Source organism: Burkholderia aenigmatica, assembly GCF_902499175.1.
In the GTDB taxonomy this organism is placed as follows: Bacteria; Pseudomonadota; Gammaproteobacteria; order Burkholderiales; family Burkholderiaceae; genus Burkholderia; species Burkholderia aenigmatica.
This window is the reverse complement of record NZ_CABVQC010000016.1, coordinates 69,927-86,591: the sequence shown is the minus strand read 5'-3', so window position 1 is coordinate 86,591 and position 16,665 is coordinate 69,927. Positions and strand designations below refer to the sequence as shown.

Here is a 16,665-nt window from a genome sequence, read left to right as displayed (position 1 = left end):
CGCGCGGGAGACCTGCGATGACGGACCTGTCGAACGGAATCGACGCCACGCGGCGCGCGGGCCTCGCGCACGCCGATGCCGACCCTGAAGAAACTGCCGAATGGCTGGAAGCGCTCGACGCGGTCGCCGCGCACGTCGGCAAGGATCGCGCGCAGTTCCTGCTCGACCGGCTCGGCGCCCATGCGCACATCCGCGGGCTTGCGGCGTCGCGTGGGGCCGTCACGCCGTACGTGAACACGATCGCCGCACACGAGCAGCCGCCGTATCCGGGCGATGCCGATCTCGAAGAGCGGCTGTCGGCCGCGCTGCGCTGGAATGCGCTCGCGATGGTCGTCCGCGCGAACCGCGCGTACGGCGAACTCGGCGGACACATCGCAAGCTATGCATCGGCGTCCGACCTGTTCGAAGTCGGCTTCAACCATTTCTTCCGCGCGGCAACGCGTGAAGGCAGCACGGGCGGCGACCTCGTCTACTTCCAGCCGCATTCGTCGCCGGGCGTCTACGCACGCGCGTATCTCGAAGGCTTCCTCGACGAGGAACACCTGAAGCACTACCGCCGCGAAATTGCCGGTCCCGGCCTGTGTTCGTATCCGCACCCGTGGCTGATGCCCGACTTCTGGCAGTTCCCGACCGGCTCGATGGGCATCGGCCCGATCAACGCGATCTACCAGGCGCGCTTCATGCGCTACCTGCAGCATCGCGGCCTCGCGAACACCGCGAACCGCACCGTGTGGGGTTTCTTCGGCGACGGCGAAATGGACGAGCCCGAATCGCTCGGCGCGCTGTCGCTCGCCGCACGCGAGGGCCTCGACAACCTCGTGTTCGTGATCAACTGCAACCTGCAGCGGCTCGACGGCCCGGTGCGCGGCAACGGCCGCGTGATCGACGAACTCGAAGCGCTGTTCGCCGGCGCCGGCTGGAACGTGATCAAGGTGTTGTGGGGTTCCGACTGGGATCCGCTGTTCGCGCGCGATCACGCGGGCGCACTTGCCCGTGCGTTCGCCGACACCGTCGACGGCCAGTTCCAGACCTTCTCCGCGAACGACGGCGCATACAACCGCGCACGCTTCTTCAGCCGCGACCCGGCGCTCGACGCGCTCGCCGCGCAGCTCACCGACGCGGAGATCGACCGCCTGCGCCGCGGCGGCCACGACGCGCGCAAGCTGCACGCCGCCTATGCACGTGCGCTCGCCCATCGCGGCCAGCCGACCGTGGTCCTCGCGAAGACGATGAAGGGTTACGGGATGGGCGCGGCCGGCCAGGGGCGGATGACGACCCACCAGCAGAAGAAGCTCGACGTCGACGACCTGAAAGCATTCCGCGACCGTTTCCGGCTGCCGCTGTCGGATCTCGACGTCGAGCAGCTCACGTTCTACAAACCGGCCGAAGACAGCCGCGAGATGCGTTACCTGCATGCTCGCCGGGCTGCCCTGGGCGGCTATCTGCCCAGAAGGCGGATGGCGGCATCGCAGGGGCTGACCGTCCCGCCGATGCCGGCCTGGGGTGCGTTCGCGCTGGACGCGGCGAATCGCGAGATGTCGACGACCATGGCGCTCGTGCGCATGCTGGCCGCGCTGCTGAAGGATCCGGCGCTCGGCCCGCGCGTCGTACCGATCGTCGCGGACGAAGCGCGCACGTTCGGGATGGCGAGCCTGTTCCGGCAGGTCGGCATCTACTCGCCGCTCGGGCAGCGCTACGAGCCCGAGGATCTCGGCTCGATGCTGTACTACCGCGAGGACACGCGCGGCCAGATTCTCGAGGAAGGGATTTCGGAAGCTGGCGCGGTATCGTCGTGGATCGCTGCCGCGACCGCGTACAGCGTGCACGACCTGCCGATGCTGCCGTTCTACATCTACTACTCGATGTTCGGCTTCCAGCGCATCGGCGACCTGATCTGGGCCGCCGCCGATCAGCGCTCGCGCGGCTTCCTCGTCGGCGCGACGTCGGGCCGCACGACGCTCGGCGGCGAGGGCCTGCAGCACCAGGACGGCAGCAGCCATCTCGCGGCTTCGACGATCCCGAACTGCCGCGCGTACGATCCGGCGTTCGCGTACGAAGTCGCAACGATCGTCGATGCAGGCATGCGCGAGATGGTCGAGCAGCAGCGCGACGTCTTCTATTACGTGACCGTCACGAACGAGAACTACGCGCAGCCGTCGATGCCCGACGACGATCCGGCCGCCCGGCGCGACGGCATCCTGAAGGGCATGCACCGGCTGCCGTCCTGTTCGAACGCAACGGCACGCGTGCAATTGCTCGGCGCGGGCGCGATCCTCGGCGAGGTACTCGCCGCGCAGCGGATGCTGACGGATGAATGGGGCATCGATGCAGACGTGTGGAGCGTAACGAGTTTCAGTGAACTGCAGCGCGACGGGATGGAGGCCGAGCGATTGTCACGACTTGGTGCAGTGGCGAACGAGCCGTATGTCACGCGGATGCTTGAATCGACGCAAGGCCCGGTGATCGCCGCGACCGACTACGTGCGCGCGGTGCCCGAGCTGATCCGCGCGTACGTGCCGCGCCGCTACGTGACGCTCGGCACCGACGGGTTCGGCCGCAGCGACACGCGTGAAGCACTGCGCACGTTCTTCGAAGTCGATCGCGCGAGTATCGTGCTCGCCGCGCTGAAGGCGCTGGCCGATGAAGGCGAGATCGATGCGGCAGTGGTCCAGGCGGCACGCGAGCGGCTCGGCAAGATTGCGCCATCGCCCGATGGTGCGGCGCCCTGGCAGCGCTGAGCGCACCCGCATTCGCCATCACGACACGCTGCCCCTTTCGGCAGCGCCATCCCTCCCTTTTCCGCCGGGTGTGCCGCCGTAACGCAGCGCACCCGGCCGGCCAAGCGTCACGCATGCCGCGCTACAGCGGCAACGCATGCGTCGACAGGATCTCCTTGAGCACCATGAACGAGCGAACCTGCCGCACACCGGGCAGGTAAAGCAGCTGCTCGGCATGCAGCCGGTTGAAGCTGTCGTTGTCGCGTGTGCGCACCAGCATGAAGTAGTCGAATTCGCCGGTCACGACGTGGCACTCGACGCACCCCGACACTTTCTGCGCGGCCTTCTCGAACGCGGCGAACGCTTCCGGCGTCGAGCGATCGAGCACGAAGCCGATCACGACCAGCATCCCGGCGCCGAGCGGCTTCGGGTCGAGCAACGCGACGATGCCGCGGATCAACCCCATTTCCTTCAGCCGCTCGACGCGCCGCAGGCAGGCGGGTGCGCTCAGCTTCACCTTCGCTGCGAGGCTCACGTTCGAGATCGACGCGTCCTGCTGTAGTTGCCGCAGGATCGCGCGGTCGATGCGATCGAGCACCGGTGCGGCATCGGCCGGCGTTGCGCTACCGCGATCTAATTTCATTGCGCCATCCTCCATTTCAGCGAACCGAAATTGTTTATTTCTCACTCATCTCGTCGATAACGTAGGTCACCGCAATTTATTTCGCAAGCCCATTTCTCGCGCTTCTGCCTATCATTTTTCTCATCGGAACACGGCCATCCGGCCGCGACCGATCGATCCGATTTCCCGCCCTGTCCACCGCTTTCCGGAGCCCGCCGATGAACCTGCAACGCTTCCCCCGTTATCCGCTGACGTTCGGCCCGACGCCCATCCAGCCGCTCAAGCGCCTGAGCGCGCATCTCGGCGGCAAGGTCGAGCTGTATGCGAAGCGCGAGGACTGCAACAGCGGCCTCGCATTCGGCGGCAACAAGACGCGCAAGCTCGAATATCTCGTTCCCGACGCGCTCGCGCAGGGGGCGGACACGCTCGTGTCGATCGGCGGCGTGCAGTCGAACCAGACGCGCCAGGTCGCGGCCGTCGCCGCGCATCTCGGGATGAAGTGCGTGCTCGTGCAGGAGCACTGGGTCAACTATGAAGATCCGGTGTACGACCGCGTCGGCAATATCCAGTTGTCGCGGATGATGGGCGCCGACGTGCGACTCGTATCCGACGGTTTCGACATCGGCATTCGGCGCAGCTGGGAAGACGCGATGGAAAGCGTGCGGCAGGCCGGCGGCAAGCCGTATCCGATTCCCGCCGGCTGTTCCGAGCATCCGCTCGGCGGCCTCGGGTTCGTCGGTTTCGCGGAGGAAGTGCGCGCGCAGGAAGCGCAGCTCGGGTTCAAGTTCGATTACATCGTGGTCTGCTCGGTCACCGGCAGCACGCAAGCGGGGATGGTCGTCGGCTTCGCGGCCGACGGACGCGCGGATCGCGTAATCGGGATCGATGCGTCGGCGAAGCCGGAACAAACTCGCGAACAGATCACGCGCATCGCGCGGCACACGGCCGAACTCGTCGGCCTCGGCCGCGATATCGCCGAGCAGGATGTCGTGCTCGACACGCGCTATGCGGGGCCCGAGTACGGGCTGCCGAACGACGGCACGCTGGACGCGATTCGGCTGTGCGCACGGCTGGAAGGCATGCTGACCGATCCCGTCTACGAAGGGAAATCGATGCACGGGATGATCGACAAGGTGCGGCTCGGCGAATTCGAACCGGGGTCGAAGGTGCTGTATGCGCATCTCGGGGGAGTGCCGGCGCTGAGCGCCTACGCGGAAATCTTCCGCAACGGGTGAGGTGCATCCCGTGTCGATCAGGCGCACGACTGCTTGCGTCATGAGATAGCGACGGCCCGAGCGGAGATTGTCCGCCTCGGGCCGCGATCGTTTTGAGATCTTGCGCAATCCGCTTCCCGCGCCGCCGCCCCCTCCTGCGCAACGCCTTGCGCTCCCTCGAGTCGTCCGAACGCCCCGTCGATCCTGATGCCTGCTCGCATCACCCCGCACGCCCCCTCAATAATGACAATGCGGGCCCATCTCAAATCATTCGTACTTGTACCAACTCATCAACTACCAATTTGGTAGAAGTTCTATTTAAATCAGTACCCCAGTTCCCGAAAATTGACCCCGTCGGTCCGATCGCAACATTTCGCAAACATTCACGCAATGCGAACGCGAATCCGGAAGCACCGGCGCAATGCGCGCTACCGACAGCAAGTCAAGCAGCGCCCCCGTCCATCGATTGCCCACTCCGCGCAATGAAGCCGCCTCCGGCATCCGCCGAATGCGACGTCTTGCGTGCGGGATCGCGGTGGCACCCGGCGCAGGGTCAAACAGAACGGTTGCAACAGGGTATATGGATATGTTTTTCGAAGCACGACGCGGGCATGCGTCGCGGCACCCCGTGGGGGCGCTCGCCAGAGCTTCCGACGTCGTGCTGATTTCGGCCGGCGCGCTTGTCGCAACGCTGGTTTTCCCCGCCTCCGAAAGCGGCGGCGCAGCGGAACTCGCGAACGTCACCTGTGCGGCAACGTTCGCACTGCTGCTGTTCCCTGCATTCCCCCTGTACCCCGCGCCGTGCGGCCGGTCGAAATACCGCGCCGCCGCGGTCACCGCCTTCGCATGGCTGCTTGCCCAGGCCTGCGCCACACTCGTGATGCTGGCCCTCCCTCCCGCACTGAACGTTTCGCCCTCCTGGCATTTGCTGTGGACAGCCGTGAGCGGCGTCGTACTCGTCGCGTCGCGACTGGTCGCGCGCACGACGCTCGACCGCATCGCGCGCACCCAGGACGGCGACCGCCTCGTCGCCATCGTCGGGGCGGGCACGCATCGCGACGCACTGCTCGACCGTATTGGCCGATTGCCCTCGGCCGGCTTTCGCGCGGCGGCAACCCTCGACTTCGGCGTCACGACGCGCGGCGACCGCGTCGATGCGCCGTCCTTCCGCTCGCTCGATGCCTTCGCACGACACGTCCGGGCGCACGCGATTCCCGAAATCTGGCTCGCATTGCCGATCGACGAGGCCCGCACCGTGATGGCCGTGCTCGATGCGTTCCGCGACGATCTCGTCAACATCCGGCTCGTGCCGGACGTCAGCAGGCTCGCGATGTTCGACGGTGAAATGATCGATCTCGTCGGCGCGCCCGCGATCAACCTCGTCGCGTCGCCGCTGTCGTCCCGCGCGCTGCTGCAGAAGGCCGTCTTCGACCGGCTGTTCGCGGCCGCCGTCCTGACCTGCACCGCCCCGCTGCTGCTCGTCATCGCGCTGACGATCCGGTTTTCGTCGAAGGGGCCGGCCCTGTTCCGGCAGCAGCGCAAGGGGGCCAACGGCAAGGCGTTCACGATCATCAAGTTCCGCACGATGCGGCTCCACGACGACCGCCACGTCGTGCGCCAGGCGACGCGCGACGATCCGCGCGTCACGCGGATCGGGGCCTTCCTGCGCCGCACCAGCCTCGACGAGATGCCGCAGTTCATCAACGTGCTGCGCGGCGAGATGTCCGTCGTCGGGCCGCGTCCGCATGCGCTCGAACACGACGACCTGTACCGGAAGATCGTCGACGGCTACATCCATCGCTATCGCGTCAAGCCGGGCATCACCGGCTGGGCGCAGATCAACGGCCTGCGCGGCGAGACCGATCGCGTCGAGAAGATGCAGCGCCGTGTCGAAGCCGATCTCTACTACCTGCGCAACTGGTCCTTCGCACTCGACATGCGCATCGTCATGGCCACCGTCCTGCGCGGCTGGACCCACAGCAACGCGTACTGACACGCACGCGGCACCTGCTTTCACGGTCGCCGCCACACGATAAGGATTGCAAATGAAAACCGCACTGAACGCGCGAAGCGGCGCCGCGCATCCGGCCGTCGCCCGCGGGCTGCTGACCGTGACGCTATGCATCGCGTTGTCGGCCTGCGCACTGGCGCCCGGCATGCGCATGAGCACGACGCCCGACCCGACCGGCAAGACGGCCACGGACGGCGCGCCGCCATTCCGGATGACGCGGATCGACGCCGGCCTGATTCGCCAGCTCGACGCGCAGGCCGCGCGCAGGCAGGACAGCCAGTCCGGGCGGCTGGCCGCACCGGCCGGCCCGTACCGGATCGGTGCCGGCGACGTGCTGCAGGTCACCGTCTGGGACCACCCCGAACTGGCCGCCGCGCAAGGCGCCGCGCCGCCGGGCCCGCCGCGCGCGGCCGACCCCGTCGCCGGTTTCGTCGTCGATCCGCACGGCAACCTGTCGTTTCCGTTCGCGGGCAACGTGCCGGTCGCCGGCCTGACCGCCGACGCGGCCCAGGCCCGGATTGCCGGCGCGCTGGCACGCGTCTATCGCAATCCACAGGTGACGCTGCGCGTCGCGTCGTTTCGCTCGCAGCAGGTCTACATCGATGGCGAGGTTCGCACGCCGGGCGCACAGCCCGTCAACGACGTGCCGATGACACTCTACGAAGCGCTCGGTCGCGCGGGGGGCCTGAGCCAGGCGGCCGACCAGAGCCGCATGACGCTCGTGCGCGACGGCGAAACCTATCCGCTCGACCTGAGCCGGATGATGCGTCACGGCTACAACCCGGCCGATGTCGTGCTCGCCGCCGGCGATCTGCTGCACGTGCCGGCTCGCAGCGACTACGGCGTGTACGTGATGGGCGAAGTCAACAAGCCGGCGCTCGCGGTGCCGCTGCGCGACGGTCGCCTCACGCTCTCCGATGCGCTGTCGCAAGCCGGCAGCATCAACGCCGGTACGGCCGACGCCGCCCAGATGTTCGTGATCCGCGGCTCCGGCACGGACAGCCCGCAGGTGTTCCATCTCGACGCGCGCTCGCCGGTGTCGATGGTGCTCGCCAACGAGTTCGAGCTGCAGCCGAAGGACGTCGTCTATGTCGACGGCAACGGTCTCGTGCGCTTCGGTCGCGTGCTCAGCCTGCTGCTGCCGGGCGTCAGTACCGGCGCGGCCGCCGCGCTCGCCGTCAAATGAGCCCCGTCGCCACCCTGCTCGTCGTGTGCATCGGCAACCTCTGCCGCAGCCCGATGGCCGAGGCGCTCTTTCGTGCGCGGCTGCCGGGCGTCGACGTGCAGTCGGCCGGCATCGGCGCGCGCGACGGTCAGCCGGCCGATCCGCACGCCGTTCAGCTGATGCGCGCGCACGGCCTCGACATCGCCGCGCATCGCGCGCGCCGCCTGCCGCCGGCGCTCGGGGCATCCGCCGATCTGATCCTGACGATGGACCTCGCGCAGAAACGATGGCTCGAGCAGCGTCTACCGGCGCTGCGCGGCCGCGTGTTCAGACTCGGGCTGCCCGATCTTGCGGCCGGCCTCCCGTCCGGCTTCGACGTACCCGACCCATATCTCGGCCCGCGCACGTCGTTCGAGCACAGCCTGCGGCTCATCGAGCGCGGCGTCGACGCGTGGTCCGCGCGCATCGCGGCGCTGCCTTCCCCCACCTCTCCGCTTTCCGGATCGAACCGATGACCTCCACACCTACTCATGAGCGTCCGCGCGACCGCGACGCAGAGCTCGATCTCGCCGGCGCGATCGACGTGCTCGTTTCCCGGCGCGGATTGATCGCCGTCGTGACCGCCGCCTGCGTCGGCGTCGGCGCGTTGTACGCATTCCTGGCGCATCGCCAATACCAGGCCGACATCATGGTGCAGGTCGAGGACAGCGGCGACACCTCCGCCGCCAGGAGCGCGCTCGGCGACGTGTCGTCGTTGTTCGACATCAAGTCGAGCGCGTCGGCCGAAGCGCAAATTCTCGCGTCGCGACTCGTCGTCACGCGTGCGGTCGACGAATTGCGCAGCTACATCGTCGTGCAGCCGAAGCGCTTCCCCGTCGTCGGAGAACTGGCATCGCGCTTCGAGCCGGGCATTGCGCGCCCCGGCGTGTTCGGTGTGGGCGGGTACGCGTGGGGGCGCGAGTCGGCCGAACTCACGCGTTTCGACGTGCCGAAGTCGTTCGAAGGCGATCGCTTCGAGTTGTCGATGCTCGACGCGGGCCGCTACCGGCTGGCCGGTGCCGCGCTGTCCGCGCCCGTGACCGGCACGATCGGCCGCCCGCAGGCATTCGACACGCCCGACGGCCCGATCGCGATCGACGTCGCGCACATCGATGCCCTTCCGGGCACGCGCTTCACGCTCGTGCGCGAATCGCGCGCCGAAACGATCGACGCGCTGCGTCGCGGCCTCGACGTCCAGGAAAAGATCAAGCAGTCCGGCGTGATCGTCGCGACGCTGCGCGGGACCGATCCGCAGCACGTGCAGGCACAGCTGCAGGCAGTCGCGAACCATTACATCCGCCAGCATATCGAGCGCAAGTCCGCCGATGCCGCGCAGTCGCTGTCATTCCTGAACGCGCAGTTGCCGGTGCTCAAGAAGCAGCTTCAGGAAGCCGAGCAGCGCTATACCGACTTGCGCAACGCAAACGGCACGCTCGATCTCGACGCCGAAGCCAGACTGCTCCTGCAGCAATCGGCCGACACGGCGGTACGCCGGCTCGAATTGCAGCAAAAACGCGACGAGATGGCGTCGCGCTTCGCATCGGGCCATCCCGACATGATCGCGCTCGATGCACAGATCGCCACGCTCATGCGCGAACAGCAGGCGTTCGAACACCGCGTGCGCAGCCTGCCCGACCTGCAGCAGGAAACCGTGCGGCTGATGCTCGACGTGAAGGTCGATACCGACCTCTATACGGCGCTGCTCGCCAATGCGCAGCAGCTCGAACTGGTCAGGGCCGGCAAGACCGGCAGCGTGCGGATCGTCGACATGCCGATCGTGCCGGAGAATGCCGTCCGTCCGAACCGGCCCGTCGTGATCGCCGCGGCCGCACTGGTCGGCCTCGTGCTCGGCGTCGCGCTGGCGTTCGTCCGCGACTACCTGTTCGGCGGCGTGCGCGATGCCGACGAGATCGAGCGGCATCTCGGCATCGACGTCTACGCAACCGTTCCCGATTCGGCCGGCCAGCGGCGCGTCGCAAGGCGCATCGCACAACGCCTGCCCGCGCCGCACCTGTTGAGCGCGCTCGATCCGCACGACCCCGCGGTCGAAAGCCTGCGCAGCCTGCACACCGCGCTGCGCTTCGCGATGCAGGGCGCGCGCAACAACGTACTGCTGATGACGGGGCCCGTGCCTGGTGCGGGCAAGTCGTTCGTCGCGGCGAATTTCGCGGCGCTGCTGGCCGCTGGCGGCGAGCGCGTGCTGCTCGTCGACGGCGATCTCCGCAAGGGTTATCTGCACGAATCGCTGGGCGTCCCGCGCGAATCGGGGTTCGCCGAACTGCTGTCCGGCGACGTGACTCCGGCGAACGCGATCCACCGCAACGTGCTCCCGAATCTCGATTTCATCGCGACCGGCACGCTGCCCGAGCATCCGGCGCAATGGCTCGACGACGATCGCGTCGCCGCGCTGCTCGACGCGCTGTCGGCGCGTTACGACCGCGTCGTGATCGACGCGGCGCCGATTCTTGCCGTCAGCGACGCAGTCACGCTCGGCCGGCACGCGGGTACCGTACTGCTCGCCGCCCGCGCGGCCTCGACGCGCATCGCCGAACTCGGCGAAGCCGCGCGGCGTCTCGCGCATAACGGCGTCGCGGCCGGCGGCGTCGTGCTCAACGCCGTCGATCCGCGCACGGGCCGCTACGGTTCGCGCTACGGCGCGTATCGCTACGCGCAGTACCGCTATGCACCGTCGCGCAACAGCGCCGCAGGGCCCAGCCGGCGCGTGCTGCAAGCCGTCGTTTCCCTGTTCCGGCGCGGAGGTGGGCGATGAGCGACATTCACCGCCTCGATCGCGCGGCCGGCGGCGAAGCCGATCGCGTACCGACCGCGTTTGCCGCCGAACCCCGCGCGCCCGGCGCGCAGCCCCTGCGCATCGCGCTCGTCGCGGAAGCAGCGGGCGGCGGCGTGGCCGTCCATCTCGCCGACCTGATCGACGGGCTGAGCGCGGCCGGCGGCGTCGAGCTGCATCTGATCGTGCCCGACGGCCCGCGCTTCGACGGCGGGATCATCGACGAGCGCATGCTGTCCCGGTGTGCGAGCGTGCATCGCGTGCCGATGCATCGGGCCGTAGGTTGGCGCGACGCGCTGGCCGTCGCCAGCGTCTATCGCTGCCTGCTGCGCATCCGGCCGGATATCGTGCACAGCCACAGTTCGAAAGCCGGCGCGATCGCGCGCCTGTGCATCGGGCCTTGGCGACAGGTCTATACGCCGCACGCCGTCTACACGCTCAACCCGTCGCTGACCGTCGCCCAGCGCCGTTTCTACGGCACGATCGAACGGCTGCTCGGCCGGCTGTGCACGCACCGGATCATCGCCGTATCGCATGACGAGGCGCGCCATCTTCGCGACGGGCTCGGCATTCCCGCTCACCGCGTGAGGACAGTCGTCAACGGCGTCGCGCCGCCCGATACGCTGCCGCGACTCGACGCACGCCGGGCGCTCGGCCTGCGGAATGACGCAATCGTCGTCGGCTTCGTCGGGCGCTTCGACCACCAGAAGGGCATCGACCGGCTCGTGCGGATCGCGCGCGGCGTCTACCGCCGGTGCGGCCTCGACGTGCAGTTCATCGCAATCGGCCCGGGCGATTTCGACGCGGCAGCCGGCGGCGAAGCCGACTACCTGCCGCCCAACCTTCACGTCGCGGGCGCCGTCGATCGCGCGAGCCGCTACTTCTCCGCATTCGACCTGTTCGTGCTGCCGAGCCGCTACGAGGGGTTTCCTTACGTATGCCTCGAGGCGATGGCCGCCCGCGTGCCGATCGTCGCGTCGCGGGTCGCCGGTGCGGCCGAGCTGATCGATGCCTACGGCATCGGCGTCGTCGTGCCGAACGAGGACGACACGACGTCGTTCGCGCACACCGTCGTCGCACTCGCGGAAGACGCGGCGCGACGCGATCGCATGCGTACGAACTGCGCGGCGGCGCTCGCCCCGTTCTCGGCCGCGACGATGGTCCGGCACACGCTCGATCTCTATCGCGCACTCGTCGCACAAGGAAAGCCAGCATGACCTCATCCCCTCATATCGCACTGCTGCACGCATACAGCACGCGCAACTCGGGCGACGGCCTGCTCGTCGACCTGTCCGTCGGACTGTTGCGCGAAGCGTTCGGCGACGCGGCCCGCGTGTCGATCGTCGCCGCCGACCCTGCATCGTTCCCCGCCTACGACGACGTGCGCGCGGCGCCCGTGCTCGCCGACCGCGGCTGGCGCCGGCTGACCGCCGCGGCCGGCGCCGTGCTGCACGTTGGTGCCGGCAGTCGGTCGCGGCCGCTCGGCGAACTCCTCGACGAAGTCGATCTGGTCGTCGGCGTCGGCGGCGGCTATCTGCGTGCACGCACTGCCGTCGAGGCGCTCAAGCTGCAAGCCGGTCATCTGCTGCAGATGCGCGCCGCCCGTGCGTCCGGCAAGCCCGCCGTCTACCTGCCGCAAAGCATCGGCCCGGTATTGTCGATGCGCCCCGTCGACATGCACCTGCAGGCGCTGCTCGCGTCGTTCGACACCGTGTTCGTGCGCGACGACCGCTCTGCGGCCTGCCTCGCCGCGTATCCGAACGTACGGCGCGCGCCCGATCTCGCGGTGCTCGATTTCGCACATCGTCACGACGCAATCCTGCCGCGCGCCGCGCACACCGACAGCCCGATACGCCACGTCGCGTTCGTGTTGCGCCGCGCGCCCGCGTGGAGCGCGGCGCGACGGAACCGGTATGACGCATCGATCGCGCGCCTCGTCGAACAGGTTCGCCAATCGTGCCGCGTCAGCTTCGCGGTCCAGAGCACGGGGCGCGGCAACGACGATCTCGCCTACTACCACGGCCTCGGCATCCGGGACGCCCTCGTGCCGTTCAAGACGCTGCTCGAGCACGACCGGCCCGACGCGACGATCTCGGTCCGCCTGCACGGCGCGCTCGAATCGATCCTGCACGGTGTGCCGGCCTTCCACGTCAGCTACGAACGCAAGGGGTTCGGCGCATATGCGGATCTCGGGCTCGACGACTGGGTCGTCAACGGCGCCGACTTCGATCCGTCCCGCGTGACCGGGACGCTCCTCGGCCCCGGCGCGACGAAGGCGTTCTGGTCCGCCGCATGCTCCGGCCTCGCGCCGATCCGCGCGGCGCGCGCCCGCGTGATCGACGCACTGCGCGCCGCCCTTCACGCCGACCGGACCGCCCGATGCTGACACGCCTCCTGCTCCGGTTCGCCGCGCTCGGCCTGAAGTTCGCGCTCACCGTCGTCATCGCGCGCACCCTCGGCTTCGACGCGGTCGCCGCCTACGGGCTCGCGGTCGCCGCATCCGTGATTGCATCGAAAGCACTCGGTCTCGGCTTTGGCCCGGAACTGAACCGCAGACTGAGCGAAACCAATCCGCTGACCGCGATCGACGATGCCCGCGCGTTGAGCATCGGCTACGGTGCGCTGTATCTGCTGATGGCAGCGTCGTTCGCCCTCGTCGCGACAAACGACTCCATCGTCGCGCGGCTCGACCGGTTCGCGCTGTCGGTGCCGCTCGCGTGGTGCGTGCTCCTCGTCGCGCTGTCCGAGCATGCCGCGTTCGAAGTCAACGGCTGGCTGTTCTCGCTGCACCGGCCACGCGCCGGCTCGGTCCTGCTGTTCGTGCGCACCGGCGTCTGGTCCGGCCTTGCCTGTGCCGGCCTGCTCGCAGGCGTATTGCACTCGATCGAAGCCGTGCTCGCGCTGTGGATCGCGACCAACGCGGCCGTCGTCGCCGTCGGGTGGCGAAAGATCCGCGCGTTCGCGCAACGCGTGCGCGGCCTCGGACTGCCCGCCCCCACGCCCCACCCGCGGCGCATGTGGACCGTCTGGCGGCGCGGCCTGCCGTTCTACGCGGCGGCCGTGATCCTGGCGTCGCTGCAGTACGCCGAGCGCTTCATCGCCGGCGGCCGCATCGGCGCGGACGCGCTCGGCCAATACGTATTCGCGTGGTCGATCGCGAATGCCGTCCAGACGGTCGCATTCGCGACGGTAGCCGTCACCGCCGGCCCGCGTCTCGTGCGCACGCTCGCCGACACACCCGACGCGTTCCTGCGCCGCACGTGGCAGGCGATCGCGGCAAGCGCCGCCGTGACGCTGCTCGTGTCGACAGGCATCGTCGCCGCGCATCGCACGCTGTTCGCCGTCGCGCACGAGCCGGTCGAGACGGGTCATGTCGCGCTGCTCGCGGTGCTGCTCGGGTCGTTCGTGCTGCGTGCGGCCGCGGACGTTCTCTGGAGCGCCGCGATCGCGCTGCGGGCCGGCGGCGTCGTGCTGACGGCGATTGCCGGGCTCGCTCTGCTTTACGTGCCGGTTGCCCTGCACCTGATCAGCGCATCGGGTGCGGAAGGCGCTGCGCTCGCGCACCTGGCGGCCAGCATCGCGATCGCCACCGTGCTCGCGCTGATCGTCGCGCGGCGTGCCGGCGATCGACGCACCACGCCCGCGCTGAAGGAGCCGTCACATGCTGGATAACCTGCTACACACGGGCCCGCGGCTCAGCAAGGGGGTGACGCGCGCCATCGCCGCACTGGCCGTGCTCGCGTACTGGATCGTCTATGCGAAATCCGGTGCGTTCCTGCCGGAATTCGTGTTTCGCGACGCGGAAAAAATCCAGAGCCAGATCGGCGGCGCGAGCACCTACGAGGGCACGTCGTTCGACGCGGTGGCCCGCTTCTACGCCGCGCTCGGCACGACCGGCACGCACCTGTTCGTGGCCGCCGTCGGCACGCTGTGTATCTGGCGCACGCTCGGCCACGGCAAACGCGCAGGTTCACTGGCGGCATGCCTGGTACTGCTTGCGCCCTGCGTGTTCTTCAACCTGTTCGTCGCGAGCAAGGACACGATCGTCGTGCTGATGTCGATCGCGCTGACCGCTGTCGCGCAACGCCGCTCGACCGGCACAACGCTCGCCGCGGCCATCGTGCTGTACGGCGGCTACGCGATGCTCGTGCGCGACTATTTCGCGCTGATCGTCGCACTGGCGGTCGCCGCGCTGCTGTTTCGGCGCGCATCGTGGCGCGGCAGGACGCTGCTGGCACTTGCCGTGCCGGTCGCGCTGTTCCTGTTGCCGAACGACGCGTATTACCTGCTGCAACATCCGCGCGATATGGCCGCCGACTATCTCGCTCACGGTTCGCCGTTCGGTGCGCGCACGAGCTTCCGCAATCCGTTTCCGCCGGATTCGTTCATCGCCTTCTGCGCGAACTACGCATACGGCGTGCTGCGCCTGAACCTCCCGGTGCTCTTCATGCCCGGCGTGAAGGAACTCGCGATGCAGGCGTTCGTGTGGATCGCACTCGCCGCCGTATGGCGCCGCGCGCGCGGCGACGCGCTTCCCGCCACCGACCTGCTCGCCTGTCTCGTCATCGGCCACGTCGCCGTGTCGATGCTGTTCGAGCCCGATCTCGGCAGCTATACGCGTCACCTGTCGAGCGTCGCGCTGTTCTGCGCGATGCAGTTCGACGCTCGCGCGCCGCGCCGCGCGCCCCCATGCGGCACGTCGGCGCCCCTCTCCGGCTTACCGCGCCCGTCATCACTTTCCCGTTTCCGTCCATGAACATGCTCGATCGGCCAAGCGCCTTCTTTCCGAATATCCAGTGCGCGCGCGCCTGCGCGGCGCTCGCGGTCGTCGCCTATCACATGAACGTGTTGCCGTTCGGGCAGGCCGGTGTCGACGTGTTCTTCGTGATCAGCGGTTTCATCATGTCGCAGGTCGCACCGCGCGAAGGCCGCGCGTTCCTCCGCAAGCGGCTGATCCGGATCGTGCCGCTGTACTGGCTGACGACGCTCGGCGTGTACGCGATCGCGACATGGCGGCCGCAGTGGCTCAATTCGACGACCGCTCGCGTCGACTATCTCGCGCAATCGCTGCTGTTCGTTCCGTACGTGAAGGAGAATGGTCAGTGGGGGCCGCTGAACCTGAACGGCTGGACGCTCGAATACGAAATGCTGTTCTACGTCGTCGTCGCGCTCGCGCTCTTGCTGGTGCGCGGCCGCCATGCGACCGCGTTCGCGGCGCTGCTGCTCGCACTGTTCTGCACGTACGTCGCCGTTCATGGCGCACCCGGCACCGTAGCCAATCATCTCGGGCAGCCGATCGTGCTCGAGTTCGGTCTCGGCGTACTCGCCCATCGCGCGCTCGCGGCGGGCATCGCCGGCCGCGTCACGCCGCGCACGTGGATCGGGCTCGTAGCCGCAAGCACGGCGGCGATCGCCCTGCTCGAGCCCCTCTACGGCATACCGGCCGGGTTCGTCCGCGTCGCGGGGTGGGGCATACCGGCCTGTGTGCTGATCGTTGCACTCGTCGCACTCGACCTGAACGGCCGATCGGTCACCAACGCGCTTGTCGCGGCGCTCGGCGCGGCCAGCTATTCGATCTATCTGCTTCATCCGTACGTCATCGGCGTCGCGACCCGAATCGCGGGCGTGCGCGCCGGTCTCGACACATCGCTCGGCATTGCCGCGACGATCGTCATCGTCACGGCTGTCTGCGCATCAGGCTACGCCTGTCACGTGTGGCTCGAAAAACCACTGCTGTCGCTGTTGAATCGGCGCGGCAAGCTGCGCCGGAGTCGACCGATGCCATCCTGAACGTCATCGAGCGACGCCACACCGGTTCGTGAAGTGAGCGCATGCGTGCACGCGCGAAGTACGTCATGTACGTATCGGGACCAAAATCATGCAAGACAAGCTGTTTCCCCCCCCGCGCTCGTACTTGTTCCATATCCACGCCTGAATCCCTTTCGTAACATCCCCGGCAGTACAAACGAACCGGCAACCACGCATCAGACCGGTCAAAATTTTCTGTCCGGGGTGGAGTATTCATATCATTCGTTGCATGCAGGCGCCAGTAATCGTCGGCATGCGTTCAGGAGCACTGTCGGCAACTCACGCGGCACCGCCGTCTCGC

12 protein-coding genes are annotated in these 16,665 nt (G+C 68.2%); 11 read left to right on the top strand and 1 reads right to left on the bottom strand.

From position 1 onward, the window contains the following. Nucleotides 1-17 precede the first annotated feature (17 nt). On the top strand, nucleotides 18-2,738 hold the full coding sequence (mdeB, locus tag BDO18943_RS14020; RefSeq protein ID WP_175022764.1) for an alpha-ketoglutarate dehydrogenase: 2,721 nt from the start codon (nucleotides 18-20) through the stop codon (nucleotides 2,736-2,738). Between the two features lie 121 nt (nucleotides 2,739-2,859). Here the strand turns inward: mdeB and BDO18943_RS14015 are convergent, their stop codons facing one another. Continuing rightward, entirely contained in the window at nucleotides 2,860-3,360 is a 501-nt protein-coding gene (locus BDO18943_RS14015) for an Lrp/AsnC family transcriptional regulator (protein WP_175022763.1), read from the bottom strand. A gap of 197 nt (nucleotides 3,361-3,557) precedes the next feature. On the opposite strand from BDO18943_RS14015, the gene BDO18943_RS14010 reads away from it, so the two are divergent. The 10 genes from BDO18943_RS14010 to BDO18943_RS13965 all read left to right on the top strand — a co-directional run bounded on the left by BDO18943_RS14010 (nucleotide 3,558) and on the right by BDO18943_RS13965 (nucleotide 16,346). Further along, nucleotides 3,558-4,574, top strand: coding sequence for a 1-aminocyclopropane-1-carboxylate deaminase (locus BDO18943_RS14010; RefSeq protein ID WP_175022762.1), 1,017 nt, complete (start codon nucleotides 3,558-3,560; stop codon nucleotides 4,572-4,574). A 559-nt stretch (nucleotides 4,575-5,133) separates the two neighbouring features. Then, nucleotides 5,134-6,546 carry an undecaprenyl-phosphate glucose phosphotransferase gene (locus BDO18943_RS14005; protein ID WP_175022761.1) on the top strand — a complete coding sequence of 471 codons (1,413 nt, stop codon included), beginning with the start codon at nucleotides 5,134-5,136 and terminating at the stop codon, nucleotides 6,544-6,546. A 52-nt stretch (nucleotides 6,547-6,598) separates the two neighbouring features. Continuing rightward, nucleotides 6,599-7,750, top strand: a complete 1,152-nt coding sequence (locus BDO18943_RS14000; protein WP_175022760.1) for a polysaccharide biosynthesis/export family protein — start codon at nucleotides 6,599-6,601, stop codon at nucleotides 7,748-7,750. Then, complete coding sequence (locus BDO18943_RS13995; RefSeq protein WP_175022759.1) at nucleotides 7,747-8,244, top strand: low molecular weight protein-tyrosine-phosphatase; 498 nt, start codon at nucleotides 7,747-7,749, stop codon at nucleotides 8,242-8,244. The genes BDO18943_RS14000 and BDO18943_RS13995 overlap by 4 nt, the downstream gene beginning before the upstream one ends. After that, nucleotides 8,241-10,538, top strand: a complete 2,298-nt coding sequence (locus BDO18943_RS13990) for a polysaccharide biosynthesis tyrosine autokinase (protein WP_175022758.1) — start codon at nucleotides 8,241-8,243, stop codon at nucleotides 10,536-10,538. Before BDO18943_RS13995 ends, BDO18943_RS13990 begins: the two co-directional genes overlap by 4 nt. Continuing rightward, nucleotides 10,535-11,773 (top strand): glycosyltransferase family 4 protein, encoded by a 1,239-nt coding sequence (locus BDO18943_RS13985; RefSeq protein ID WP_175022757.1) that lies wholly within the window; start codon nucleotides 10,535-10,537, stop codon nucleotides 11,771-11,773. Before BDO18943_RS13990 ends, BDO18943_RS13985 begins: the two co-directional genes overlap by 4 nt. After that, nucleotides 11,770-12,942 carry a polysaccharide pyruvyl transferase family protein gene (locus BDO18943_RS13980; RefSeq protein WP_175022756.1) on the top strand — a complete coding sequence of 391 codons (1,173 nt, stop codon included), beginning with the start codon at nucleotides 11,770-11,772 and terminating at the stop codon, nucleotides 12,940-12,942. Before BDO18943_RS13985 ends, BDO18943_RS13980 begins: the two co-directional genes overlap by 4 nt. Then, on the top strand, nucleotides 12,936-14,228 hold the full coding sequence (locus BDO18943_RS13975) for a lipopolysaccharide biosynthesis protein (protein WP_175022755.1): 1,293 nt from the start codon (nucleotides 12,936-12,938) through the stop codon (nucleotides 14,226-14,228). The genes BDO18943_RS13980 and BDO18943_RS13975 overlap by 7 nt, the downstream gene beginning before the upstream one ends. Continuing rightward, nucleotides 14,218-15,312, top strand: a complete 1,095-nt coding sequence (locus BDO18943_RS13970; RefSeq protein ID WP_235996025.1) for a hypothetical protein — start codon at nucleotides 14,218-14,220, stop codon at nucleotides 15,310-15,312. The genes BDO18943_RS13975 and BDO18943_RS13970 overlap by 11 nt, the downstream gene beginning before the upstream one ends. Further along, on the top strand, nucleotides 15,309-16,346 hold the full coding sequence (locus tag BDO18943_RS13965) for an acyltransferase family protein (protein WP_175022754.1): 1,038 nt from the start codon (nucleotides 15,309-15,311) through the stop codon (nucleotides 16,344-16,346). The genes BDO18943_RS13970 and BDO18943_RS13965 overlap by 4 nt, the downstream gene beginning before the upstream one ends. The last annotated feature ends 319 nt before the right edge of the window (nucleotides 16,347-16,665 follow it).